Consider the following 21,901-nt stretch of genomic DNA (forward strand, 5'->3'; position numbering starts at 1 on the left):
GCTCGACGCTCAGGCTGAGCCAGGCACTGGGGCCAGGGCTCGCGCCTGGCGCTTGTGTTGAAGCAGCACGCGCTAGCAAGGCCGAAGGGTCTGAATGTCACCGCAGAACCCGGACCGGCAAGCCGCACTCTAAGCATGGCCCCAGTACCAAGACGCGCGCTTGACGCTGAGGACCGACTTCCTGGTACTGCAGCGGCATCCACCTTGCCCTGATGATCGAAAAGACATCTGTTTATCGATCGATTGGCATATGGGCAAAGAACCGACCAGTCAGTGCGTCGCCAGTGAAAGCACCTAAAAGCACCTAAAAGTACATAAAAGTACCTGTGATGGTGCTGGCTTCCCGTTTATAGATCGGCTTAAGGAGCACCGGTCGCCGGCCAGTGCGGGCAAATGGGGCCTGGTTGCACTCCACAGGCGCCAGACCCCTGGGACCATCAGGAGCCCTGGGGACTATCAGGGGCGCTGGGACTATCAGGGCCATGCAATTCATCAAGATCGAAATGACTCGGTAACTCGGTGACTTGGCGACTGGCCTATTCTTGGCCGCTATGCTGCTCACCGAGACTGCATCCGATACGTGTGTGTGCTTGGCCAGATCACTTATCGCCGTCGCATAAGGCATTGGCAGGGCACAAGCCAACAAAAACCCCGCGTGAGCGGGGTTTTTGTTGGTCCAATCGACTGCACTATGACGTCTGCATCGAGGATCAGTCGCCCAAGGTCAGCAGGGAGGCATTGCCGCCTGCGGCGGTCGTGTTGACGGTGACGACCTTCTCGGTAGCGAAGCGCAGCAGGTAATGTGGACCCCCGGCTTTCGGGCCGGTGCCCGACAGGCCCTGGCCGCCGAAGGGTTGTACGCCGACGACCGCGCCGATCTGGTTACGGTTGACGTAGACATTGCCCACCGCAACGCATGCGGTGATGCGATCGATGGTCTCGTCGATGCGCGAATGCACGCCCAGGGTCAGGCCATAGCCAGTAGCGTTGATCTGGTCGATGACGGCGTCGAGCTGGTCGGCCTTCCAACGAATGACGTGCAGTACAGGTCCGAAAACCTCGCGCTGCAGCTGCGCCAGCGAGGTCAGCTCGTACGCACGTGGGGCGAAAAAGCTGCCGTCAGCGGCGGCCGGATCCAGGGTGGTGGAGCCGATCAGGCGGGCTTCGCGATCCATACGCGCTGCATGATCGTCGAGGATCTTGAGTGCATCTGCATCGATGACGGGACCAACGTCGGTGGACAGGAGCGCAGGATCGCCGATCTTCAATTCCCCCATGGCGCCGGCCAGCATGGTCATGACCTTGTCGGCGATGTCGTCCTGCACGAACAGCACGCGGGCCGCCGAGCAGCGTTGGCCGGCGGACATGAAGGCGCTGGAGATCGCGTCCTTGACGACGGCTTCCGGCAACGAGGACGAGTCGGCGATGAAGGCGTTCTGGCCACCGGTTTCGGCAATCAGCACACCGATTGCGGCGTCGCGCGCAGCCAGGGTGCGGTTGATGACGCGTGCGGTCTCGGTGGAGCCGGTGAAGGCAACGCCCGCCACGCGCGGGTCATTGGTCAGCGCCGCGCCGACGGTGGCGCCGTCGCCCGGCAGGAACTGCACGACCGCCTCGGGGATGCCCGCTTCGTGCAGTAGCTTCACTGCGGCGTAGCCGATCAGGTTGGTCTGCTCTGCGGGCTTGGCGATGACGCTGTTGCCGGCGGCCAATGCGGCGGCGACCTGGCCGAGGAAGATGGCGAGCGGGAAGTTCCAGGGACTGATGCAGACGAATACGCCGCGGCCATGCAGCTGCAGTTCGTTGGATTCACCGGTCGGTCCGGGCAGGCGTTCGGGCGCACCGAACTGGGCGCGTGCCTGGCCGGCGTAGTAACGCAGGAAGTCGACCGCCTCGCGCACCTCGGCCACGGCATCGGGCAGGGTCTTGCCGGCCTCCTTGACGCAGATGGCCATGAACTCGGGCATGCGCGCTTCGAGCAGGTCGGCCGCATGCTCCAGGATGGTGGCGCGGCTGGCGGCAGGTGTGCGGTTCCAGGCCGGCTGCGCGGCAGCCGCGGTCGCCAACGCCGTCTGCACAGTGGCCGGATCGGCTGGCTGCCACTGCCCGACCGTGTCGCGGCGGTCTGCCGGGTTGAGCACGGCCTGGCTGGGCGTGCTGATCACCGCGCCGGGCACCAGCGGGCCGGCCTTCCACGGCTTGATGGCGGCATTGAGTTGCTCGGCCAGCTGCCGCAGATCGTTGTCGTTGGCGAGATTGGCGCCCATGGAATTTTTCCTGTGTTGGTTCTGGCTGCGCAGCAGATCGGTCGGCAGCGGAATCTTGGGATGCGGAATGGAGCCGAACGAGGACACTGCTTCGACCGGATCACGGATCAGCTCTTCGATGGCGACGTCCTCGTCGGTGATGCGATTGACGAAGCTGGAATTGGCGCCGTTTTCGAGCAGGCGTCGCACCAGGTACGGCAGCAGATCCTCGTGCGAGCCGACCGGTGCGTACACGCGGCAGGGCAGCCCCAGGCGATCGGCCGGAATCACTTCGGCATACAGGTCATCGCCCATGCCGTGCAGTTTCTGGTGCTCGTACACCTTGCCGCCGGAGATCGCGCGGACCGCCGCGATGGTCTGCGCGTTGTGCGTGGCGAACATCGGGTACAGCGCATCGCTGTGCGCGAACATGCGACGTGCGCAGGCCAGGTACGACACGTCGGTATTCTGCTTGCGGGTAAATACCGGATAGCCGGGGTGACCTTCGATCTGTGCGCGCTTGATCTCCGCGTCCCAGTACGCGCCCTTGACCAGACGCACCGGAATCCGACGGCCAACGCGGCGTGCCAGGTCGGCCAGGAAATCGATCGTGTACGGCGTGCGCTTCTGGTAGGCCTGCACCGCCAGGCCATAGCCTTCCCATCCATCCAGCGACGGGTCGGAGAACGTGGCCTCGATGATGTCCAGCGACAGTTCCAGGCGGTCGGCTTCTTCCGCATCGACGGTGTAGCCGATGCCATAGGACTTGGCCAGTTGCGCCAGCTCGAGCACGCCCGGGACCAGCTCGGCCATCACGCGCGCACGCTTGGCATGTTCGTAGCGCGGATACAGTGCGGACAATTTGATCGAGATGCTGGGCGCTGCGAATACATCGGTGCCGACGAAACTGCCGCTGTGGCCGATCGCGTGGATGGCATCGCGGTATGCCTGCAAGTAGCGCTGCGCATCCTTCATGGTCAATGCGCCTTCGCCGAGCATGTCGAACGAATAGCGGTAATCGGCGTTGTCGCCCTTGCGCGAGCGCGAGAGGGCTTCACCGATGGTGCGGCCCATGACGAACTGGTGGCCCATGATCTTCATCGCCTGGCGCACGGCCAGGCGAATCACCGGCTCGCCGACGCGGCCGATCAGGCGCTTGAACGCGCCCGGCACGTCGGCGCGGGTGAGGTCGTTGAGCTGCACCAGCTTGCCGGTGAGCATCAGGCCCCAGGTCGATGCGTTGACCAGCACCGAGTCGCTGCCGCCGACGTGCTTCTTCCAGTCCGCATCGCCGAGCTTGTCGCGGATCAGCTTGTCTGCGGTGTCCTGGTCGGGAATGCGCAACAGCGCCTCGGCCACGCACATCAGCAATACGCCTTCTTCGCTGCCCAGGTCGTACTGGCGCATGAAGGCCTCGATCGCGCCCTGGTCCTGCGCACGTGCGCGGACGCGGGTGACCAGGTCGGCGGCAAGCGCCTGCACCTTGGCCTGCTCGGCGGCGGGCAGCCGCGCCTGGTCGAGCAGTTCGTGTACGTGCTCGGTTTCGTCCTTGAGCCATGCGGCCGTGATCGCCGCACGCAATGCGCCGGGTGCGGCAGGCAGCTCAAGCGCCAACAGCGGGCGCGCAACTGAGGGAGAGGCAAGCGGGTCGAGCTGAGCGTTCATGCGTAGGGCGCCTGGGAATCCGTGCTCATTCTAGAGAGCCGCGGGCTCCGCGCACTTGTGTGGAAGCGGCAGCTTTTCCGCCGTTTTGTGCACGTGGTCAGCGCAGGCCCAAGCGGGCTCGATCGTTGCCGGCCACGGGCACGGGGATCGCTGCCGGCATCGGGAAGTGATTGATTTACGCGTGTTTTTAGCTGCACTGCAGCAATTCGATGATTGCCGGAAACGCTTGCCGCCTGCGTTCGCGCGGGTCTACCATCGGGCTGTTCCCGCAGCGCGCTGCGTGTTGCCAATGATCGAAGTACTGCCGTTGATGTCCGAAGGGGTCGGGACGCAGTTGCGGTTGCGGCCTCCGCGGGCATTGTCGGCCAGGCAGTTCGTGCAGTTGTTCGCAGTATTGGCGGGAACGATGTGGGTATTTGCGGGCCTGGGGTGGTGGACCGGCAATGCATTCGCGCCGGTGTTCGCCCTGTTGCACAGTGGTGTGGTGGCGCTGGCGCTGCGGCAGTTGTGGCGAAGTGGCGAGCGCGAAGAAGCGATCCGGGTGGGAGACACCGTCGTCGAGGTGTTTGCGTCCGGGCATGCGCCACCAGCGTTTCAGGCACATCCGCATTGGGTGCGGTTATGCATGGAACGCGACGACAGGGTGGTGCTGGTCAGCAGCGGCAAGCAGATCGAGATCGGAAGTTTTCTCGGGCCGGCCGAACGTGTGGAACTGGCAACTACGCTGAAACGCTTGCTCGCGGCCGCCAATGGCCGTCACCGATGACGTAAGGGTCTAGGCAATGACGCAACGCAGCAGCTGGAAGGCGACGTATTCGAAGATGGCTTTGGCGATGGCGGCGCTGCTGGGCGCACCGGCTGCCTGGGCGCAATCGGCCGATCCGAAGGAATGGCAGCTCAACATGGGCCGCGGGGTCACCCAGACCGCGCGCATGGCCTACGAGGCGCACATGGTGGCGCTGTGGGTCTGCGTGGTGATCGGCGCGCTGGTGTTCGGTGCCATGGGCTATGCGATCTTCAAGTTCCGCAAGTCCAAGGGCGCTGTGGCTGCGCAGTTCAGTCACAACACCACGGCCGAGGTGTTGTGGACGGTGATTCCGGTGCTGGTGCTGATTGCGATGGCCTGGCCGGCAACGGCCAAGCTGATTGCGATGTACGACACCCGCGAGTCGGAAATGACCGTCAAGGTCACCGGCTACCAGTGGATGTGGAAATACGAGTATCTGGGCCAGGGCGTGGAATTCACCAGCCGGCTGGCGCGCGAGTCCGACCGCATCCGCCAGAGTGGTGAGCGTCCGACCGCTGCCTCGCAACCGCATTACCTGCTGGATGTGGACAACCGCCTGGTGCTGCCGGTCGGGACCAAGATCCGTTTCGTGATCACCGCCGACGACGTGATCCATGCGTGGTGGGTGCCGGCCCTGGGCTGGAAGCAGGACGCCATCCCCGGCATCGTCAACGAGGCATGGACCAACATCGAGCAGCCGGGCGTGTATCGGGGCCAGTGCGCCGAATTGTGCGGCAAGGACCATGGCTTCATGCCGATCGTGGTGGAGGCGCTGCCCAAGGCCGAATTCCAGCGCTGGCTGGCCGCGCGTCGCAGTGCCAATGCATCGCCTGCTGCACCGGCGGGCGCCCCCGCACCGGCGCCGGCGTCCACCCCTGCAGCAACGCCTGCCGGCGAGGCTGCGCCTGCTCCGGCCGCCGCGCCGACTGCCGCTCTTTAATCGCCCGCAACCGCATCGCTTCGTAGAGGTCGTTCCGCCATGGCGCATACCGCAGTCGATCACCACGGACACCACCAGCCCGGTTTCGTCGAGCGCTGGTTCTTCTCGACCAATCACAAGGACATCGGCACGCTGTACCTGCTGTTTTCCTTCGTGATGTTTATCATCGGCGCGGCGATGAGCGTGGTGATCCGCGCCGAACTCATGCAGCCCGGGCTGCAGTTCGTCAAACCCGAATTCTTCAACCAGATGACCACCGTGCATGCATTGGTGATGATCTTCGGCGGCGTGATGCCGGCCTTCGTCGGCCTGGCCAACTGGATGATTCCGCTGCAGATCGGCGCGCCGGACATGGCGTTGCCGCGCATGAACAACTGGTCGTTCTGGTTGCTGCCGGTGGCCTTCACCCTGCTGCTGCTGACGTTGTTCCTGCCCGGCGGTGCGCCGGCCGGTGGCTGGACGCTGTATCCGCCGCTGTCGCTGCAGGGCGGCTACAACGTGGCCTTCAGCGTGTTTGCAATTCACGTGGCCGGCGTCAGTTCGATCATGGGCGCGATCAACATCATCGCCACCGTGCTCAACATGCGCGCGCCCGGCATCGATCTGTTGAAGATGCCGATCTTCTGCTGGGCCTGGCTGATCACCGCCTTCCTGCTGATCGCGGTGATGCCGGTGCTGGCCGGTGCAGTGACCATGCTGCTGACCGACAAGTTCTTCGGCACCAGCTTCTTCAATGCGGCCGGCGGCGGCGACCCGGTGATGTACCAGCACATCTTCTGGTTCTTCGGGCACCCGGAGGTCTACATCATGATCCTGCCGGCGTTCGGCGTGGTCAGCGAGATCATCCCGACCTTCAGCCGCAAGCCGCTGTTCGGGTATCAGGCGATGGTGTATGCGATCGCGGCGATCGCGTTCCTGAGCTTCATCGTGTGGGCGCACCACATGTTCACCGTGGGCATGCCGCTCGGTGGCGAAATCTACTTCATGTTCGCCACGATGCTGATCTCCATCCCGACCGGGGTGAAGGTGTTCAACTGGGTCAGCACGATGTGGAAGGGCTCGTTGACGTTCGAATCGCCGATGCTGTGGGCAGTGGCCTTCGTGATCCTTTTCAGCATCGGTGGATTCTCGGGCCTGATGCTGGCGATCGTGCCGGCGGATTTCCAGTACCACGACACGTATTTTGTGGTCGCGCATTTCCATTACGTGCTGGTCACCGGAGCGGTGTTCGCGTTGATCGCGGCGGTCTACTACTGGTGGCCGAAATGGACCGGGCGGATGTACAACGAAACCTGGGCCAAGTTTCATTTCTGGTGGACGATGGTGTTCGTCAACCTGCTGTTCTTCCCGCAGCACTTCCTCGGCCTGGCCGGCATGCCGCGGCGGATTCCCGACTACAACGTGGTGTTCGCGGACTGGAACCTGATCAGCTCGATCGGCGCGTTCGGCATGTTCGCCACGCCGTTCCTGATGGCCGGCATCCTGCTCGCCTCGTTGCGCAGTGGCACCAAGGCCGACGCACGGGCCTGGGAAGGTGCCAGGGGACTGGAGTGGACGGTGCCGTCGCCGGCACCGGCGCATACCTTCATCGTGCCACCGGTGATCAAGCCTGGAGATCTTGCGCATGAAGACATCGGTCACTGAGTCGGCGCCGGCAGCGGTGGCGCGCCTGCTCTCGGCTGCCGAACGGCAGGCGCAACAGCGTCGCGCGGTGCGCCGCACGGCGATCACCGTCGGCATCATCGCGCTGCTGATCTACGCGGGTTTCATCGCGTCGGGAGTCATCGGGCGGTGAACGCGCGGGCGCCCGCACCTGCACCGACGGCCGGCTTGTTCAAGCTGCTGGGCGTGGTGCTGGGCGTGTTCGTGCTGACCTTTTCGCTGGTGCCGCTGTATCGCATCGCGTGCGAAAAAGTCTTCGGCATCCGCATGGAGCGCGCACCGGGCAGCACGCGTGCCAATGGCGCGGCGATTGCAGGGCCTGGCAAACGCACGGTGCGGGTGGAGTTCGATGCCGGGGTCAATTCCAAGCTGCCGTGGACCTTCCATCCCGAGCAGATGACGATGGATGTGGTGCCGGGCGAACTCAACGAGGCGCTGTATTTTGCGCGCAACGACAGCGCGCGTGCGGTGGTCGGCAGTGCGGTGCCATCGGTCGCACCGGCGCGCGCGTCCGGATACTTCAACAAGACCGAATGTTTCTGTTTTACCGCGCAGACCTTGCAGGCCGGCGAAACGCGCGACATGCCGCTGCGTTTCATCGTCGACCCTGCGCTGCCGCCGGAAGTCACCACGATCACCCTGTCCTACACGTTCTATCGCAACGACACCCTGACCTCGGAGCTGCAGGGCGGTGGCGCATCCAGCGCGCCGCGCGCCGCGCCGTAATTCCTCATCCACACGCAGCACCGACACGGAAGCAACGCCATGGCCGACCACAGTCCCAACGCCGATGCGTATTTCGTCCCGAGCCAGAGCAAGTGGCCCTTTGTCGGGTCGATTGCGATGTTCGTGATGATGATCGGCGTGGCCAGCTGGCTCAACGATGCGGCATGGGGACGCTGGACGTTCTTCGTCGGCATGGCGATGCTGCTGGCGACCTTGTTCATGTGGTTTGGCGATGTCATCCGCGAGTCCAATGCCGGGCACTACAACCGCCAGGTGGACGGCTCCTTCCGCATGGGGATGGTGTGGTTCATCTTTTCCGAGGTGATGTTCTTCGGCGCCTTCTTCGGTGCGCTGTTCTACACGCGCGTGCTGACGCTGCCCTGGCTGGGCGGCGAAGGCGATGGCGTCATGACCAACGAACTGTTGTGGAACGGTTATTCCGCTGCGTGGCCGACCAATGGCCCCGGCACGATCGGTGGGCAATTCCAGACCATTCCGGCCTGGGGCCTGCCGCTGATCAATACGCTGATCCTGCTCAGCTCCGGCGTGACTTTGACCATCGCGCACCACGCACTCAAGGGCGGTCGTCGCGGCGCGCTATTGCTGTGGCTGGGGCTGACCGTGCTGCTGGGCTGCGTGTTCCTGTTCCTGCAGGCCGAGGAATACATCCACGCCTACACCGAACTCAATCTGACGCTGGGATCGGGCATCTACGGCTCGACCTTCTTCATGCTCACCGGCTTCCACGGCATGCATGTGCTGCTGGGCACGATCATGCTGGCGGTGATGTGGCTGCGTGTCGCGCGCGGGCACTTCACCCGCGACAACCACTTCGCCTTCGAAGCGGCCGCGTGGTACTGGCACTTCGTCGACGTGGTGTGGCTGGCGCTGTTCCTGTTCGTGTATGTACTTTGAGGGCTGGGATTGGTGAGTCGGGAGTCGGGATTGGGGATTGGCAAGAGCGATCCGCGTTTGCTGTTACCAATCCCCAATGCCGAATCCCCAATCCCGTCGGCCGCGTCAGCGGCCGAGCCCATGCGGCTTGATCCAGCCGGTATAGATGCCCAGGATCACCACGGCGATCAGTGCGACTGAGAGGCCGATGCGCCAGGTCAGTGCGTTGACGGTACGCTTGGTTTCGCCACGGTCGGTGAGCAGGTAGTACAGGCCTGCGCCCAGGTTCCACAGGATCACGATCAGGAAGGCGACAATCAGCAACGTCTTGAGCGAATCGTTCACAACAGCCCCGGTGGTCGTCGGCGTGGTAGCGGCATTGCACGCCTTTTTGCGTCGCTTGTCATGATGCGCAAGCACACGGCGGTGCTGGGATGGTGCCTGGCCGTGCTGGTCAGCGCGGGTTTTGTGGCGCTTGGACAGTGGCAGCTGCAGCGCATGCACGAAAAACAGGCGTTGCTGGAACGCGCGGCGCATGTGCGGCAGACGCCGTTGACCCTGGTGCAGGCCCTGGCCACGCCGCATGCGCTGGCCTGGGTGAGCGGGCAGGTGCGGTTTCTGCCGCAGCAGGTGCTGCTGGACAATCAGCTGCATGCCGGGCGCGCCGGTGTGCGGATCTATCAGCTTGCCGCGCCGCAGGGCAGCCCCGTCACGCTGCTGGTCGATCTGGGCTGGCTGCCGTTGCCGGCCAATCGGCAATTGCCGAGGACCACGCCGCTGCAAGGGACCCATACGCTGCAGGGGTTGCTGGGTGCGCCGCCCTCGGCCGGGCTTGCGATGGGGCCGGCGTTGTCGGCTGCCGATGCGCCGCAGACCTGGCTGGCTACGCGTCTGGAGACCACCGCCCTGCGCAGCGCGCTTGGCAGGCGCGACATTTCGTCGCAGGTCCTGCGCCTGGATCCGGCCCTGCCGGTCGGTTACGCACGCGACCTGGAGATGCTGCCGAATACGCTTCCGCCCGCGCGGCACTTGGGTTATGCGGTGCAATGGTTCGGTCTGGCCGCAGCCGTGCTGGTCACCGCGACGCTGCTGACGTGGCGTGCGCGTCGCCGCCATCGACGCGGGCACTGACGCCTGCGGCATGAGAAAATCGCCGGCATGACCTCCTCCACATCGGCCACGCCGCATTCGTTCAAACGCGGCCGCAGGATGCTGATTGCCCTGGCGGTGCTGTTCTTCGGCTCGATGTTGCTGGCCGGCGTGCTGCGCTTCTCCGGATGGCAGCCGGCATCGATGCGCAATCACGGCGAATTGCTCAAGCCGCCCGCCGACCTGCGCGGGTTGGTGCCGGTGCGCGCGGACGGGCAGCCATATGCCTGGACGCCTGCCGAACGCGTGTGGCGGATTGCGCTCGCGCCGCCGGCCCGTTGTACGCAGCAATGCGTGACGCTGGCGGCCGAACTGGACAAGGTGTGGCAACTGCTCGGGCATCGCGCCGACAAGGTGGAGGTGTTGTGGATCGGCACCCCGCCGGCCGGGTTGCCGCCGATGCCGGCCCTGCGTGTGCTGCGCGACGACGCGCGGCTGCGGCAGGGCCTGCCGCGTGCCGACGATGCCGCCGGCGTGCCGGTGTATGTGATCGACCCCAACGGCTTCGTGATCCTGCGCTATGCCCCGGGGTTCGACCCGGCCGGCCTGCGTGCCGATCTGGTCAAGCTGCTGAAACTGATGTGAGCCCGTTTCGATGAATCTGTTTGCGCCACCGGCATTGTTCCGCCACTTCCATCGCATGGCCTGGCTGGCTGCGCTGTTCACTGCGAGCACGATCCTGTTCGGGTCGTTCGTGCGGCTGTCCGATGCCGGCATGAGCTGCCCGGACTGGCCCACCTGCTACGGCCGCGTCACCTGGCCACAGACCAGCGACGAAGCCAACGCGCATGTGGCCAGCAAGATCCGGCCGCTGGAATCGCACAAGGCCTGGCGCGAGCAGGTGCACCGCTTCCTGGCCGGCGCGCTCGGGGTGGAGGTGCTGGTGCTTTCCTTGCTGGCGGTGCGCCGCCGCCGCATGGGCATCGCCCAGGTGGTCGCTGCCGCGGTGCTGGTGGCGTTGTCCATTCCGCTGTACATGTCCGGCTGGCACACGCTGGCGTTCGGCGTGGCGATCGCGGGCGAGGCCATCCTGCTGCTGGCGGCGCTGCGCTGGAGCAATATCGATCTGGCGCGTGCGGCGGTGCTGACGCTGGCAGTGGTGATCTTCCAGGCGCTGCTGGGCATGTGGACGGTGACGTTGCTGCTCAAGCCCATCGTGGTGATGGGCCATCTGCTCGGCGGCATGCTGATGTTCTCGCTGCTGGTGTGGATGGCCTGGCGCGCAACCCACTTGCCGATCACGCTGGCCGATGCCTCGCGGCTCACGTGGCTGTTGCGCGCGGGCGTGGCGGTGCTGGGCCTGCAGATCGCGCTTGGCGGCTGGGTCAGTGCCAATTACGCGGCGCTGGCCTGTGGCGGTGGCAGCTGGTCGGCCGACAATTTCCCGCGCTGCGTCAGCCAGTGGTGGCCGCCGCACGACTTCCGCGAAGGCTTCACGCTCTGGCGCGGGATCGGGGTGGATTACGAAGGCGGTGTGCTCGATGGCGCAGCGCGTATCGCCATCCAGATGGCGCACCGGCTGTGGGCCATTGCGACGGCGCTGTATCTGTGGTGGCTGGCCTGGCGTCTGTCGCGCTCGCCGGGCATGCGCGTGTGGGCCGGTGCGCTGGCGGTGCTGGTGGCGGTGCAGGTGACGCTGGGCATGCTCAACGTCAAGTTGGCCCTGCCGCTGGAAGTGTCGGTGCTGCATAACGGCGGCGCAGTTGCGCTCCTGTTCGTGCTGGTCTCGCTGCTGGCGCGGCTGCGCGCGCCGGAGTGAGCATGGCCGTCAGCGCACGCGACTACTGGGATCTGACCAAACCCAAGGTGGTGGCACTGATCGTGTTCACCGCCTTGGTGGGCATGTTCCTGGCCATCCCGGATGTCCCGACGTGGCTGCAGGTGCGCACCGGTGCATTGGGCTTTCTGGGCATCTGGCTGGCCGCATCGGCTGCGGCGGCGATCAACCAGTTGCTGGATGCCAAGATCGACGCGCAGATGGCACGCACCTCATGGCGGCCGCTGGTGGTGGGCAAGGTGCGGCCGTGGCAGGTGCTGCTGTTTGCCAGCGTGCTGATCGTGATCTCCATGACCATCCTGGTGGTCTGGGTGAACGTGATCACCGCGGTGCTGACGTTTGCGTCGCTGATCGGTTACGCGGTGATCTACACCGTGTACCTGAAGCGGGCGACCTCGCAGAACATCGTGATCGGTGGCCTGGCAGGCGCCACGCCGCCGATGCTGGGCTGGGCCGCAGTGACCGGCTTGCCGACCAGCGCCGACTGGATCAATGCCTCGCTGCTGGTGCTGATCATCTTCATCTGGACGCCGCCGCATTTCTGGGCGCTGGCGATCTTCCGGCGTGCCGATTACGCCAAGGCGGCGATCCCGATGCTGCCGGTCACCCACGGTGTGCCGCATACGCGCAAGCAGATCCTGGTGTACACGGTGCTGCTGGCGATCGTGACCCTGCTGCCGGTGGCGGTGGGCATGAGCGGGCTGTTCTACCTGGGCGGCGCGGTGGTGCTCAACGTGGTGTTCCTCTGGTACGCCTGGCGCATGCTCGACCCGCCGGACGAGCTGTTCTCGATGAAGATGTTCGGCTACTCCATCGTGTATCTGATGGCGCTGTTCGCGTTCCTGATGGTGGATCACCTGCTGTTGCCGTGGGTGCGCTAGCGGCAGCGCAGTGAAGCCCGTCACCGCCAGCAGCCATCGCTAGACCTGCCAGGGCTGTTGGCGGAGTGAGATGGCCGGCGGCTGCAACCGGCCCATCTCGCTCATAGCCGCCGGTTGCGCGCGTGGTCGGGCATCCGGCGGCCAACCGCCAAACCGCCGCTGCGATGGTGTCAGCGTGGCCACACTCGCGGTGCGGATGGCTGCGCCGCCATGCCGGCTCAGCCCAACCAGCTGGCACATTCGCCGGTGTTCTTGCTGCCGCAGCTGCTCTGCATCTTCTGCTGCAGGCGCGCCAGCAACGCATTGCCGTCCTGGTGATGCTGCTTGCTCCAGGTCTTCAAGGCAGCGCCCAGCGTGGCAAAGCGCTGCCGGGTGCGTTGGCGGTAGCCATCGGGTTGCCCGGCCAGCTCGCCGATCACCTGCGTGGCAGCGGCTTCGATGCCGGCGGTGTCGTCCGGGCTGAGCCGGATCAGCCCATCCACGTACATCACGCCCCACTGCACGCGGGTGGCCGGTCCTTGCGCGCTTTCGTACGCCTTCCTGAGCCAGGACAGCGCGGTCTTCTTATCGCCGCGTTGTTCGGCCAGGTCGGCCAGTTCGGGCATGTAGTAGTAGGGCGTCTTGCTGCGCGTCAACTCGGCCAGCAGCAACTGTTCGGCGCCGCTGTTGTCGCCCACCTCGCCGAGCAACGCTGCGGCGGTGCTGATGGTGGACTGGCGTTCCTCATCGGTCCTGGCGGTGTCGGTGGCCCATCGCACGCGTTGCTGCACGGTGTCGACCACGGCCTTGGGCAGCGGCGGTTGCGCGCCCTTGGCCTCGGTCTCGGTGGGCTGACCTTGCGCCAGGCGGGCCAGCTGGATCCGTGCGTACGCGGTGCCGAGCCGGTCGGCGATCGGCAATGCGGGGTCGGCATAGATCTTGTCCAGCGCCAGATTCAGCGCGTTGGACAAGGTGGTGCGCTCGCCGGCATCGCTGCTGGCAGCGGCGACCAGCCGTGCGGGCATGTAGCTCAGCGTGCCGAGATTGGCACGCACCTCTGCCGGGTCGGCCAGCACCGCTTCCAGCAAGCTGCGCGACGCCGCGCTGGCGGCCGGTGGGTGCTTGGCTGCAGTAATCGCTGCCAGGGCGAAGCTGCGTTGCAGGGCCGGTTGCGGCGCCGACCTGGACAGGCGCGTGAGCACATCGACGGCCTGCTCCGGCTTGACCAGCCGGTCATCGGTGCCCCAGGCGTAGTTGCCGAGCACGGCCCAGTCGTCCGCGCTGAGTTGCTGCGGGCGCTGCAATGCGGTGTCGAGCAGTTGCCTGACGGTGCTGGTGCTCTTGGCGGCCACGCGCAAGACATCGGCCAGACGCGCGTTGTCGGCATCGCCGGCCAGGCGGGTGATCTCGCTGCGATCCGGACGCAGCACGATGATGGTCGGATAGCCCTTGATGCCGAAGCGCTCGCCCCAGGCCTGCGCGCCCTCCGAATCGCCATCCAGATGCACCGCCACGAATTGCTGGGTGCGGGCGATGAAGGTAGGGTCCTTGAACAAGGTGGCTTTCAGGCGATTGCAGGGCGGGCACCAGGCCGCACCCCAGTACAACAGGATCGGCTTGCCGCTTTCCCTGGCCTCGGCGAAGGCATCGTCGACATCGCCCTCGCGCCAGGCAATGCTGGACGCGGGCGCCGGCGTGGTCGCTGCCCCGGTCTGCGCGGGGGCGGCCGGCGTGGCGGGCTTGTTGCAGGCGGTGAGCGTGGCCAGTACCGCCAGCAGCGCGATCAGGGGCGGGGCAGGGCGTCGGAACGACAGCGTCATGGCAATCACCGATGGGCGTGGCAGGCAGGTGGATCGAACACTCTAGCGAGCGGCACCGTGCCAGCGGCGGAGTGCGTCATGACCGTTGTATATCTGCTTACAACCCGCAACGACACGCAGCGCGAACCGGTGTCGCGCCGGGCGTAGCGGCCTGGCGAACCCGGCGCAGGCAACCCGCCGGTGGCAAACAGCCCTTTGGGGCAGGACACGCAGCGCGGGAGGCGCCGGGTGTCACCGATCAGGCCACCGTCGTGCCGTGGCCGTCAGGTTCAATGCCCGCCGGCATCGGCCGGCGTCTCGCCCGGTGCGGTGCGTGCATAACGCGCGGCCACGAAGGCGCAGACAATCAGCTGCAGCTGGTGATACAGCATGATCGGCAACACGATCGCGCCCAGGCCACCGCCGGCAAACATCACCTTGGCCATCGGCACGCCGGTGGCCAGGCTCTTCTTCGAACCGCAGAAGACGATCGCGATCTCGTCGGCGCGGTTGAAGCGCAGGCGCCGCGCGATGAAGGTGATCGAGAGCATCGCCACCGCCAGCAACAGCGCGGCCGCACCGAGCACCGCGAGCAAGGCCGGCAACGGCGTCTTCTGCCACAGGCCTTCGTTCACCGATGCGCTGAAGGCGGTGTAGACCACCAGCAGGATGGTGCCCTGGTCGGTGTAACGCAGCACCGCGCGATGCCGTTCGACCCAGTCGCCGATCCACGGGCGCATGAAATGGCCAGCCAGGAACGGCACCAGCAACTGCAGCAGGATCTTGCCGATTGCCTCAGCCGGGTGCGCCATCGCGCCCTGACTGCCGACCAGGGCGCCCATCAGCAACGGTGTGAAGAACACCCCCAGCAGGCTGGAAAGCGAGGCGGCGCAGACAGCCGCCGGCACGTTGCCGCGCGCCATCGAGGTGAAGGCGATCGACGATTGCACCGTGGACGGCAGCGCGCACAGAAACAGCACGCCGATATACAGCTCCGGTGTCAGTGCAAGATGCGCGAGCGGTTTGAACAACAGCCCGAGCAGCGGGAACAGCACGAAGGTGCAGGCCAGGATCAGCAGATGCAGGCGCCAGTGCAGTGCGCCGGCCTTGACCGCCTCGCGCGACAGGCGCGCGCCGTGCAGGAAGAACAGCGCAGCAATCGCCACGTCGGTGACATCGTCCATGATCGCGGCGGCGGTGCCCGAGACCGGCAGGAACGAGGCGAGCGTGACCGTGCACAGCAGCGCGAGGGTGAATGGATCGATGCGCAGCCGCGCCAGCCAGTGTTTGATCATCGTGCGTATTGAGGGGGGAGCTGTCTGCAGAGTGCCATTGTAGAGGCCCGTGTGCCGCCTGCGAGTCGGTCGCGCCGGCATCGGCCCACACCCGGGACAGGAGTGAAGCAGCCAGCGCGGCGCTCGGCTCGATGGCCGGGATCTTGTTCAGGCGGCCATGAGCGCGTGCCTGCATGGCTGATCGGCTACGTCGGCAACAGGTGGTCTGCTCCGATTGCCCCCACGCGCTACAACGCGGCGAGCGCCTTGAACAGTTCGCGCAGCTCGTACTTGTCGGTGTCGTCCAGGCCCTGCGCGCGCTGCTTGTCCTGCAGTTCGTCCAGGCGCTGCCGCAGCAATTGCTTGTCCAGTTGCGCGACCACGTCATGCAGCTCCATCGCCCAGCTGTGTTCGTCGCCGGGCAGTGCCTGGGCGGCCAGTTTCTGCAGGGCCACCAGTTCTTCGCGTTCGGCGAAGTGCTCCAGCAGCGCGCCGGTGCTGATTTCCGGGCGTTGCCGCACCAGCGCCAGCAGTTCCATCAACAGGTCGATGCCGGGCAGGCGCAGGCCGGAAAAATCGTGGTCGCCCTCCAGGCTCATCGCCAGCGACGGCCGCTGCAGCAGGATCGCGATCGAGGCGCGTACCAGGCTGCGTTTTTGCGTGGGCGCGCCCATGCGTGCAAGTGGCCGTCCTTGCGGTGCGGACGCCTGTGTCGCGCTGGTGGCGCCCACGCCGGTCAGGCGCGACAGTTCCTGCTTCATCAGATCGCCGAACGCACCTTCGGGAATCTGTGCCAGCATCGGCTTTGCGCGTTCGGCAAGCCGGGCCTTGCCATCGAGCGTGTGCAGATTGATCTCGCGCGACATCTCGTCGAAGAAGAACTGCGACAGCGGCGTGGCCTGCTTCAGGCGCTGATCGAACGCCTGCGCGCCTTCCTTGCGCACGATGGTGTCCGGGTCCTCGCCGTCGGGCAGGAACAGGAAGAACGCCTGGCGGCCGTCCTTCATGCGCGGCAGCACCGATTCCAGTGCACGCCAGCCCGCCTTGCGGCCGGCGTTGTCGCCGTCGAAGCAGAAATACACATCCGGCGCGTTGCGGAACAGCAGTTCGGCATGTTCGGGCGTGGTCGCGGTGCCCAGCGTGGCCACCGCCTGGGTGACGCCGAACTGGAACAGCGAGACCACGTCCATATAGCCTTCCACCACGATCAGCCGCTCGATCTTCTGATTGGCCTGGCGCACCTGCCACAGGCCGTACAACTCGCGGCCCTTGTGGAACAGCGCGGTTTCCGGCGAATTGAGGTACTTCGGCCCCGGGTCGCGGCCATCTGCCGGCGCGCCCATGATGCGGCCGCCAAAGGCGATCACGCGGCCGCGGCGGTCGAAGATCGGGAACATCACCCGGTCGCGGAACTTGTCGTAGACATGGCCGCGATCGTTCTTGGAAAACAGCCCGGCGCGTTCGAGCACGCTCATGCGGCGCGCATCGGTGCCCAGCGTGTCCTTCAACGCGCTGTAGCCATCGGGGGCGTAACCGATCTGGAAGCGCGCGCGGTGGTCGGCATCCACGCCGCGGCCGTCCAGATAGTCGCGGGCGCGTTCGCTGCCCTCGAGCTGGCGCTGGAAGAACTTGGTCGCCGCTTCCAGTGCCGAATACAGCTCGCGGCTGTCGTCCTGCTGCTGCGGGGTGCGTTGCTGGGTCTCGCGCGGGATGTCCATGCCGGCGCGCTTGGCCAGCTCGTCGACCGCATCGAGGAATTCGAGACGGTCGTAATTCATCAGAAAGCTGATCGCGGTGCCGTGCGCGCCGCAGCCGAAGCAGTGATAGAACTGCTTGGTCGGCGAGACCGTGAACGAGGCCGAGCGCTCGTCGTGGAACGGGCAGCGCGCCGAATATTCCTTGCCCTGACGCTTGAGCGGCACCCGGCCGCCCACCACCTCGACGATGTCGGTGCGGGCAAGCAGTTCGTCGATGAACGCGTCGGGGATGCGGGCCATCCCGCTAGGATATCCCAGCCGCCGGCGCCCGCCGGTGTCAGTGAGCGACGGACCTCAGCGAAGCGAAGCCTGCTGCCTGCATATACGCGGCAGCAGGCTTCGCAGGCGCCATCAACTGCGCGTCGGGGCAGCCGGCGGCTGCGGCGTGGCGCCTGGGTCGGCGGCGACCGGGGGCAGGTTGTCCGTATCCACGCCGGCCTCGCGCAGCTTGCGATGCGAGCGCACGCGCTCGTCGATCACCGCCGTCAGCAGGGCGCCGACAAAGAACACCACCGAGGCGTAGTACATCCACACCAGCAGGATCACCAGGGTGCCCATCGATCCGTATGCGCTGCCAGGGGCGGCCCTGGCGATGTACAGGCCGATGCCGTAGCGACCCAGCGCGAACAGCAGCGCAGTGATCACGCCGCCGACAAAGGCCTGCCGCCAGTTGACGGTGCGGTCGGGCAGATAGCGATACAGGAAGGCGAAGGCGAGCGAATACAGCGCCAGGGTGGTGATGTAGCCGATCGCCGGCAGCACCGACGGCAAGCGTGCGAACACCACCTGCAACGCGGTGGTGGCAATCATCGACACGATCAACAAAAAGCCCAGTGCCAGGATCACGCCGAAGGAGAACACGCGCTTCTTCAGCCACGCCATCAGCCCTTCCAGGCGCTGCTTGTCGGTGCGGAAGATCAGGTTCAGCGCGTTCTGCAACTGCGCGAACACCGCCGTGGCACCGATGAACAGCAGCAGCGTGCTCCACAGTCCGGCCAGCGAACCCACGCCGGGTTGATCGGTGGCGTTGCGGATCACCGTATCGGCCACTTCCGCCGCGCTGCCGCCAGCCAGTTGCGCGATCTGCTGCACCAGCGCTTCCTGTGCAGGCGGATACAGCGAGGCGGTCAGCCACAGCAGCAGCACCAGCAACGGTGCCAGCGACAGCAAGGCGTAGAACGACAGCGACGCGGCCTGCGTCATCACGTCGATCTCGAGAAAGCGATTGAGCAGTGCCATCGGCAGGCTGCGCTGCAGGCGGCTCAGGTGCTTTTGCAGGTGTTCGGTTGAGAGCTTCGTCACCGGCGTGGGAATCCTTGGGCATACCGTTGTGTGCGCAGGCGTCGTGAGGCGAAGCCGGCATGCGGAATGCTTCACCCGGGCCTGTGCTGGCGAAGGTGTTCTAACAGGGGCCGTTCAAAGATCGGGTGAAAGCGGGCGCTGGATGTTGCGCGTGTGCTGCCGTTGAAACGGCGCTGCAGCCAGCCGCACGCAGGCGGCTGGATGCGGTGCCCTGGCCATCGGGCACAGGGCGCTGCGCAGGCGAAGACTCAGCCTGCCAGATGCTGCTTGACCAGCGTGGAGACCAGGCCCATGTCGGCCTGACCGGCCAGCTTGGGCTTGAGCGCGCCCATCAGCTTGCCGATATCGGCCGGGCTGCTGGCACCGGTCTGCGCGATGGCTGCCTGGATGGCAGCGACGATCTCGGCTTCGCCCATCTTGGCCGGCAGGTAGCGCTCGATCACCACGATCTCCTCGCGCTCGATCTGCGCCAGGTCTTCGCGTGCGGCGGCCTCGTACTGGGCGACCGAGTCCTTGCGCTGTTTGACCATCTTGTCGAGCACCGCGATCACGGCGGCATCGTCCATCTCGATGCGCTCATCCACTTCCTTCTGCTTGATCGCGGCATTGATCAGCCGGATCACGCCCAGGCTGTGCTTGTCGCCGGACTTCATGGCGGCTTTCATGTCATCGGTGAGTTGCTGCTTGAGGGGCATGGTGTAACTCCTGGGAGGGCGTGTGACAGATGTGCCGATGCGCCATGGCGGGCGCAGTGCATCGGCAGGAAGTGGGGCCTGAGCGGCGCGGACGACCGCGGGCACTGCCGGTCGCCTTGACAGTTGCGAAGCGCTCGCCTGGCATCGGACCAATACAAAAAGCCGGCGACGCTTGCGCGTGCCGGCTCTTGGGTTCCACCCGATGGGCCGCGCCTTCAGCGCATGCCCGTCGGCAAGGAACCGCGTTCGATCAGTACAAGCGCTGGCGCTTGGTGACGTCGCGCGAGGAACGACGCAACTGACGCTTCACAGCAGCGGCAGCCTTACGCTTGCGCTCCTGGGTCGGCTTTTCATAGAACTCGCGCTTGCGGGTTTCGGCCAGCACGCCGGCCTTTTCGCAGGTGCGCTTGAAACGGCGGAGCGCAAATTCGAAGGGCTCGTTCTCGCGGACTTTAACGCTGGGCATGGGTTCTCCAGATAATGGGATTTCCGTCCGGGAGCCCCGGGCGGGTGCGAGCGGACTCGCGTGACGGAATTTCCGGGTTGCCCCGGCGAGCCGCGCATTATAACGACTTGCAGGCGGCCTGCAAGCCCCCGGCAGCATGTGCGCGTGCAGGCCTGCTAAACCCTGCGCTGGCGCGGGATCGGTGGCGATCGCCCGGCTGCGCAGCAGATCGCCCCTGGCCGATCTGCGCAGGGCAAAAGCTGCGAAAATAGGCCGCATGTGCCTGCCTGCCGAGTTGCCGTGAAAGTTCTTGGGATCGAATCATCATGCGATGAGACCGGTGTGGCGGTCTACGACACCGCGCTGTCCGGGGTGCCGGCGCTGCGCGCTCATGCGGTCTACAGCCAGATCGCGCTGCATGCCGAATACGGCGGGGTGGTGCCGGAGCTGGCCAGTCGCGACCATGTGCGCAAGCTGCTGCCGCTGATCCGCCAGACCCTGGACGAGGCCGGACTGGGGATCGATGAACTCGATGGGGTGGCCTATACCGCCGGCCCGGGCCTGGTCGGCGCACTCCTTGTCGGTGCCGGCGTGGCGCGATCGCTGGCCTGGGCGCTGGACGTGCCGGCGATCGGCGTGCATCACATGGAAGGCCATCTGCTGGCGCCATTGATGGAAGACGACCCGCCGCAGCCGCCGTTTGTGGCGCTGCTGGTCTCCGGCGGGCACACCCAGCTGGTGTCGGTGAAGGCCCTGGGCGAGTACGCCGTGCTTGGCGAGACGCTGGACGATGCGGCCGGCGAGGCCTTCGACAAGACTGCCAAGATGATGGGCCTGCCGTATCCGGGCGGCCCGCAGCTGGCCGCCCTGGCCGAAACCGGCACCCCGGGGCGCTACAAGTTCGCCCGGCCGATGACCGACCGGCCCGGGCTGGATTTCAGTTTCAGCGGGCTCAAGACCCAGGTGCTGCTGGCCTGGCGCGGCAGCGACCAGTCCGACACCACGCGGGCGGATATCGCACGCGGGTTCGAGGATGCGGTGGTGGAGACGCTGGCAATCAAATGCCTGCGCGCGCTGGATGCGGCCGATTGCAATACCCTGGTGGTGGCCGGCGGCGTCGGCGCCAACAAGCGCCTGCGTGCACGCCTGCAGGAGGCGGCGCAGCGGCGCGGTGGCCGGGTGTGCTTCCCGCGGCCGGCCCTGTGCACCGACAACGGCGCGATGATCGCCTTCGCCGGCGCGCTGCGGCTGGAGGCCGGCGAGCGCGCCGACGCGGCGGTGCATGTGACGCCGCGTTGGGATATGGCTGCGCTGCCGCCGCTGGCGGCGGCGCGGGATTCGGGAGTGGGGATTGGAGATTCGTAGAAGCTAGTCCCTCTACCTGCTGTCTGTCGCGCTCTTGCCAATCCCCAATCCCGAATCCCCAATCACGGCTCCCAATGGACAAAGTTTTTATCGAAGGCCTGGAAATCGATGCGCTGATCGGCATCTACGACTGGGAGCGGCGCATCCGCCAGACGCTGCGGTTCGATCTGGAAATGGGCTTCGACAACCGCATTCCGGCCGCCAGCGACGATATCGCCGATACCTTGAATTACAAGGCGGTGAGCAAGCGGCTGATCGAATTCGTGCAGGCATCGGACTTCGGGCTGGTCGAGACCCTGGCCGAGCGCTGCGCGGCGATCGTGCTGGACGAATTCGGCGTGCACTGGCTGCGGCTGAAGCTGAGCAAGCCCGGTGCGGTGCGCGGCGCGCAGGCGGTGGGGGTGATCATCGAGCGCGAGCGGGCCCGCTGACGGCCACCGAGTGCTGCCTCGGGCGGCGACTTCGAGCCATGCCGAGCCCCCGGAGATCCAACCGGCACCGGACCAGCGGTCCACGACCACGCGACCGATCCACCGCGCCAACGCGCGGTGCAACCGG

General features: G+C 66.0%; 20 protein-coding genes. 12 read left to right on the forward strand and 8 right to left on the reverse strand.

What is annotated here, in order from left to right:
• Nucleotides 1–710 precede the first annotated feature (710 nt).
• Complete coding sequence (gene putA, locus EO170_RS19765; protein ID WP_126947626.1) at nucleotides 711–3,911, reverse strand: bifunctional proline dehydrogenase/L-glutamate gamma-semialdehyde dehydrogenase PutA; 3,201 nt, start codon at nucleotides 3,909–3,911, stop codon at nucleotides 711–713.
• Between the two features lie 289 nt (nucleotides 3,912–4,200).
• Here putA and EO170_RS19770 point away from each other — a divergent pair, with 289 nt between their 5' ends.
• From EO170_RS19770 to EO170_RS19795, 6 genes are read left to right on the forward strand one after another with little or no spacing between them, the layout of a single operon-like run.
• On the forward strand, nucleotides 4,201–4,677 hold the full coding sequence (locus EO170_RS19770) for a DUF2244 domain-containing protein (RefSeq protein ID WP_104584139.1): 477 nt from the start codon (nucleotides 4,201–4,203) through the stop codon (nucleotides 4,675–4,677).
• A 16-nt stretch (nucleotides 4,678–4,693) separates the two neighbouring features.
• Nucleotides 4,694–5,638, forward strand: coding sequence for a cytochrome c oxidase subunit II (gene coxB / locus EO170_RS19775; protein ID WP_115677773.1), 945 nt, complete (start codon nucleotides 4,694–4,696; stop codon nucleotides 5,636–5,638).
• A gap of 39 nt (nucleotides 5,639–5,677) precedes the next feature.
• Entirely contained in the window at nucleotides 5,678–7,282 is a 1,605-nt protein-coding gene (gene ctaD / locus EO170_RS19780; RefSeq protein WP_126947629.1) for a cytochrome c oxidase subunit I, read from the forward strand.
• A complete protein-coding gene (locus EO170_RS19785) occupies nucleotides 7,263–7,433 on the forward strand; it encodes a hypothetical protein (RefSeq protein ID WP_104584137.1) in 171 nt (56 codons plus the stop codon). Before ctaD ends, EO170_RS19785 begins: the two co-directional genes overlap by 20 nt.
• A complete protein-coding gene (locus tag EO170_RS19790; protein ID WP_104584136.1) occupies nucleotides 7,430–8,026 on the forward strand; it encodes a cytochrome c oxidase assembly protein in 597 nt (198 codons plus the stop codon). Before EO170_RS19785 ends, EO170_RS19790 begins: the two co-directional genes overlap by 4 nt.
• A 39-nt stretch (nucleotides 8,027–8,065) precedes the next feature.
• A complete protein-coding gene (locus tag EO170_RS19795) occupies nucleotides 8,066–8,941 on the forward strand; it encodes a cytochrome c oxidase subunit 3 (protein WP_104535425.1) in 876 nt (291 codons plus the stop codon).
• Nucleotides 8,942–9,046: 105 nt separating this feature from the next.
• Here EO170_RS19795 and EO170_RS19800 read toward each other — a convergent pair whose 3' ends face one another.
• The gene (locus EO170_RS19800; protein WP_006449736.1) at nucleotides 9,047–9,265 is read right to left on the reverse strand and encodes a twin transmembrane helix small protein; all 219 of its coding nucleotides are present in this window, start codon (nucleotides 9,263–9,265) and stop codon (nucleotides 9,047–9,049) included.
• A 60-nt stretch (nucleotides 9,266–9,325) separates the two neighbouring features.
• Here EO170_RS19800 and EO170_RS19805 point away from each other — a divergent pair, with 60 nt between their 5' ends.
• From EO170_RS19805 to cyoE, 4 genes are read left to right on the forward strand one after another with little or no spacing between them, the layout of a single operon-like run.
• Entirely contained in the window at nucleotides 9,326–10,051 is a 726-nt protein-coding gene (locus tag EO170_RS19805) for an SURF1 family protein (protein ID WP_126947632.1), read from the forward strand.
• Between the two features lie 27 nt (nucleotides 10,052–10,078).
• Nucleotides 10,079–10,654, forward strand: coding sequence for a hypothetical protein (locus tag EO170_RS19810; RefSeq protein WP_126947635.1), 576 nt, complete (start codon nucleotides 10,079–10,081; stop codon nucleotides 10,652–10,654).
• A gap of 10 nt (nucleotides 10,655–10,664) precedes the next feature.
• A complete protein-coding gene (locus tag EO170_RS19815; protein WP_104584132.1) occupies nucleotides 10,665–11,828 on the forward strand; it encodes a COX15/CtaA family protein in 1,164 nt (387 codons plus the stop codon).
• Between the two features lie 2 nt (nucleotides 11,829–11,830).
• On the forward strand, nucleotides 11,831–12,727 hold the full coding sequence (gene cyoE / locus EO170_RS19820) for a heme o synthase (protein ID WP_104584131.1): 897 nt from the start codon (nucleotides 11,831–11,833) through the stop codon (nucleotides 12,725–12,727).
• 218 nt (nucleotides 12,728–12,945) lie between these two features.
• Here cyoE and EO170_RS19825 read toward each other — a convergent pair whose 3' ends face one another.
• From EO170_RS19825 to rpsU, 6 genes are all read right to left on the reverse strand, one after another.
• The gene (locus tag EO170_RS19825; protein WP_126947638.1) at nucleotides 12,946–14,526 is read right to left on the reverse strand and encodes a thioredoxin family protein; all 1,581 of its coding nucleotides are present in this window, start codon (nucleotides 14,524–14,526) and stop codon (nucleotides 12,946–12,948) included.
• 269 nt (nucleotides 14,527–14,795) lie between these two features.
• Nucleotides 14,796–15,800: a bile acid:sodium symporter family protein gene (locus tag EO170_RS19830; RefSeq protein WP_164739918.1), complete on the reverse strand. Its 1,005-nt coding sequence runs from the start codon at nucleotides 15,798–15,800 to the stop codon at nucleotides 14,796–14,798.
• Between the two features lie 227 nt (nucleotides 15,801–16,027).
• The gene (gene dnaG / locus EO170_RS19835; RefSeq protein ID WP_126947641.1) at nucleotides 16,028–17,776 is read right to left on the reverse strand and encodes a DNA primase; all 1,749 of its coding nucleotides are present in this window, start codon (nucleotides 17,774–17,776) and stop codon (nucleotides 16,028–16,030) included.
• A 111-nt stretch (nucleotides 17,777–17,887) separates the two neighbouring features.
• On the reverse strand, nucleotides 17,888–18,838 hold the full coding sequence (locus tag EO170_RS19840; protein WP_104584127.1) for a YihY/virulence factor BrkB family protein: 951 nt from the start codon (nucleotides 18,836–18,838) through the stop codon (nucleotides 17,888–17,890).
• Between the two features lie 248 nt (nucleotides 18,839–19,086).
• Nucleotides 19,087–19,533: a GatB/YqeY domain-containing protein gene (locus EO170_RS19845; RefSeq protein ID WP_104584126.1), complete on the reverse strand. Its 447-nt coding sequence runs from the start codon at nucleotides 19,531–19,533 to the stop codon at nucleotides 19,087–19,089.
• Nucleotides 19,534–19,783: 250 nt separating this feature from the next.
• Complete coding sequence (gene rpsU, locus EO170_RS19850) at nucleotides 19,784–19,999, reverse strand: 30S ribosomal protein S21 (RefSeq protein WP_002808376.1); 216 nt, start codon at nucleotides 19,997–19,999, stop codon at nucleotides 19,784–19,786.
• Nucleotides 20,000–20,278: 279 nt separating this feature from the next.
• On the opposite strand from rpsU, the gene tsaD reads away from it, so the two are divergent.
• On the forward strand, nucleotides 20,279–21,343 hold the full coding sequence (tsaD, locus tag EO170_RS19855) for a tRNA (adenosine(37)-N6)-threonylcarbamoyltransferase complex transferase subunit TsaD (RefSeq protein WP_126947644.1): 1,065 nt from the start codon (nucleotides 20,279–20,281) through the stop codon (nucleotides 21,341–21,343).
• 74 nt (nucleotides 21,344–21,417) lie between these two features.
• Nucleotides 21,418–21,774, forward strand: coding sequence for a dihydroneopterin aldolase (folB, locus tag EO170_RS19860; RefSeq protein ID WP_024938857.1), 357 nt, complete (start codon nucleotides 21,418–21,420; stop codon nucleotides 21,772–21,774).
• Nucleotides 21,775–21,901 lie beyond the last annotated feature (127 nt).

Source organism: Xanthomonas sp. BRIP62409, from assembly GCF_003992965.1.
Classification (GTDB): Bacteria; Pseudomonadota; Gammaproteobacteria; order Xanthomonadales; family Xanthomonadaceae; genus Xanthomonas; species Xanthomonas euroxanthea.

Bases quoted from the DNA above. Each gene is read 5' to 3' on its own strand.
- putA (WP_126947626.1), bottom strand. From the start codon at position 3,911: ATGAACGCTCAGCTCGACCCGCTTGCCTCTCCCTCAGTTGCGCGCCCG.
- EO170_RS19770 (WP_104584139.1), top strand. From the start codon at position 4,201: ATGATCGAAGTACTGCCGTTGATGTCCGAAGGGGTCGGGACGCAGTTG.
- coxB (WP_115677773.1), top strand. From the start codon at position 4,694: ATGACGCAACGCAGCAGCTGGAAGGCGACGTATTCGAAGATGGCTTTG.
- ctaD (WP_126947629.1), top strand. From the start codon at position 5,678: ATGGCGCATACCGCAGTCGATCACCACGGACACCACCAGCCCGGTTTC.
- EO170_RS19785 (WP_104584137.1), top strand. From the start codon at position 7,263: ATGAAGACATCGGTCACTGAGTCGGCGCCGGCAGCGGTGGCGCGCCTG.
- EO170_RS19795 (WP_104535425.1), top strand. From the start codon at position 8,066: ATGGCCGACCACAGTCCCAACGCCGATGCGTATTTCGTCCCGAGCCAG.
- EO170_RS19805 (WP_126947632.1), top strand. From the start codon at position 9,326: ATGATGCGCAAGCACACGGCGGTGCTGGGATGGTGCCTGGCCGTGCTG.
- EO170_RS19810 (WP_126947635.1), top strand. From the start codon at position 10,079: ATGACCTCCTCCACATCGGCCACGCCGCATTCGTTCAAACGCGGCCGC.
- EO170_RS19815 (WP_104584132.1), top strand. From the start codon at position 10,665: ATGAATCTGTTTGCGCCACCGGCATTGTTCCGCCACTTCCATCGCATG.
- cyoE (WP_104584131.1), top strand. From the start codon at position 11,831: ATGGCCGTCAGCGCACGCGACTACTGGGATCTGACCAAACCCAAGGTG.
- EO170_RS19825 (WP_126947638.1), bottom strand. From the start codon at position 14,526: ATGACGCTGTCGTTCCGACGCCCTGCCCCGCCCCTGATCGCGCTGCTG.
- EO170_RS19830 (WP_164739918.1), bottom strand. From the start codon at position 15,800: ATGATCAAACACTGGCTGGCGCGGCTGCGCATCGATCCATTCACCCTC.
- dnaG (WP_126947641.1), bottom strand. From the start codon at position 17,776: ATGGCCCGCATCCCCGACGCGTTCATCGACGAACTGCTTGCCCGCACC.
- EO170_RS19845 (WP_104584126.1), bottom strand. From the start codon at position 19,533: ATGCCCCTCAAGCAGCAACTCACCGATGACATGAAAGCCGCCATGAAG.
- rpsU (WP_002808376.1), bottom strand. From the start codon at position 19,999: ATGCCCAGCGTTAAAGTCCGCGAGAACGAGCCCTTCGAATTTGCGCTC.
- folB (WP_024938857.1), top strand. From the start codon at position 21,418: ATGGACAAAGTTTTTATCGAAGGCCTGGAAATCGATGCGCTGATCGGC.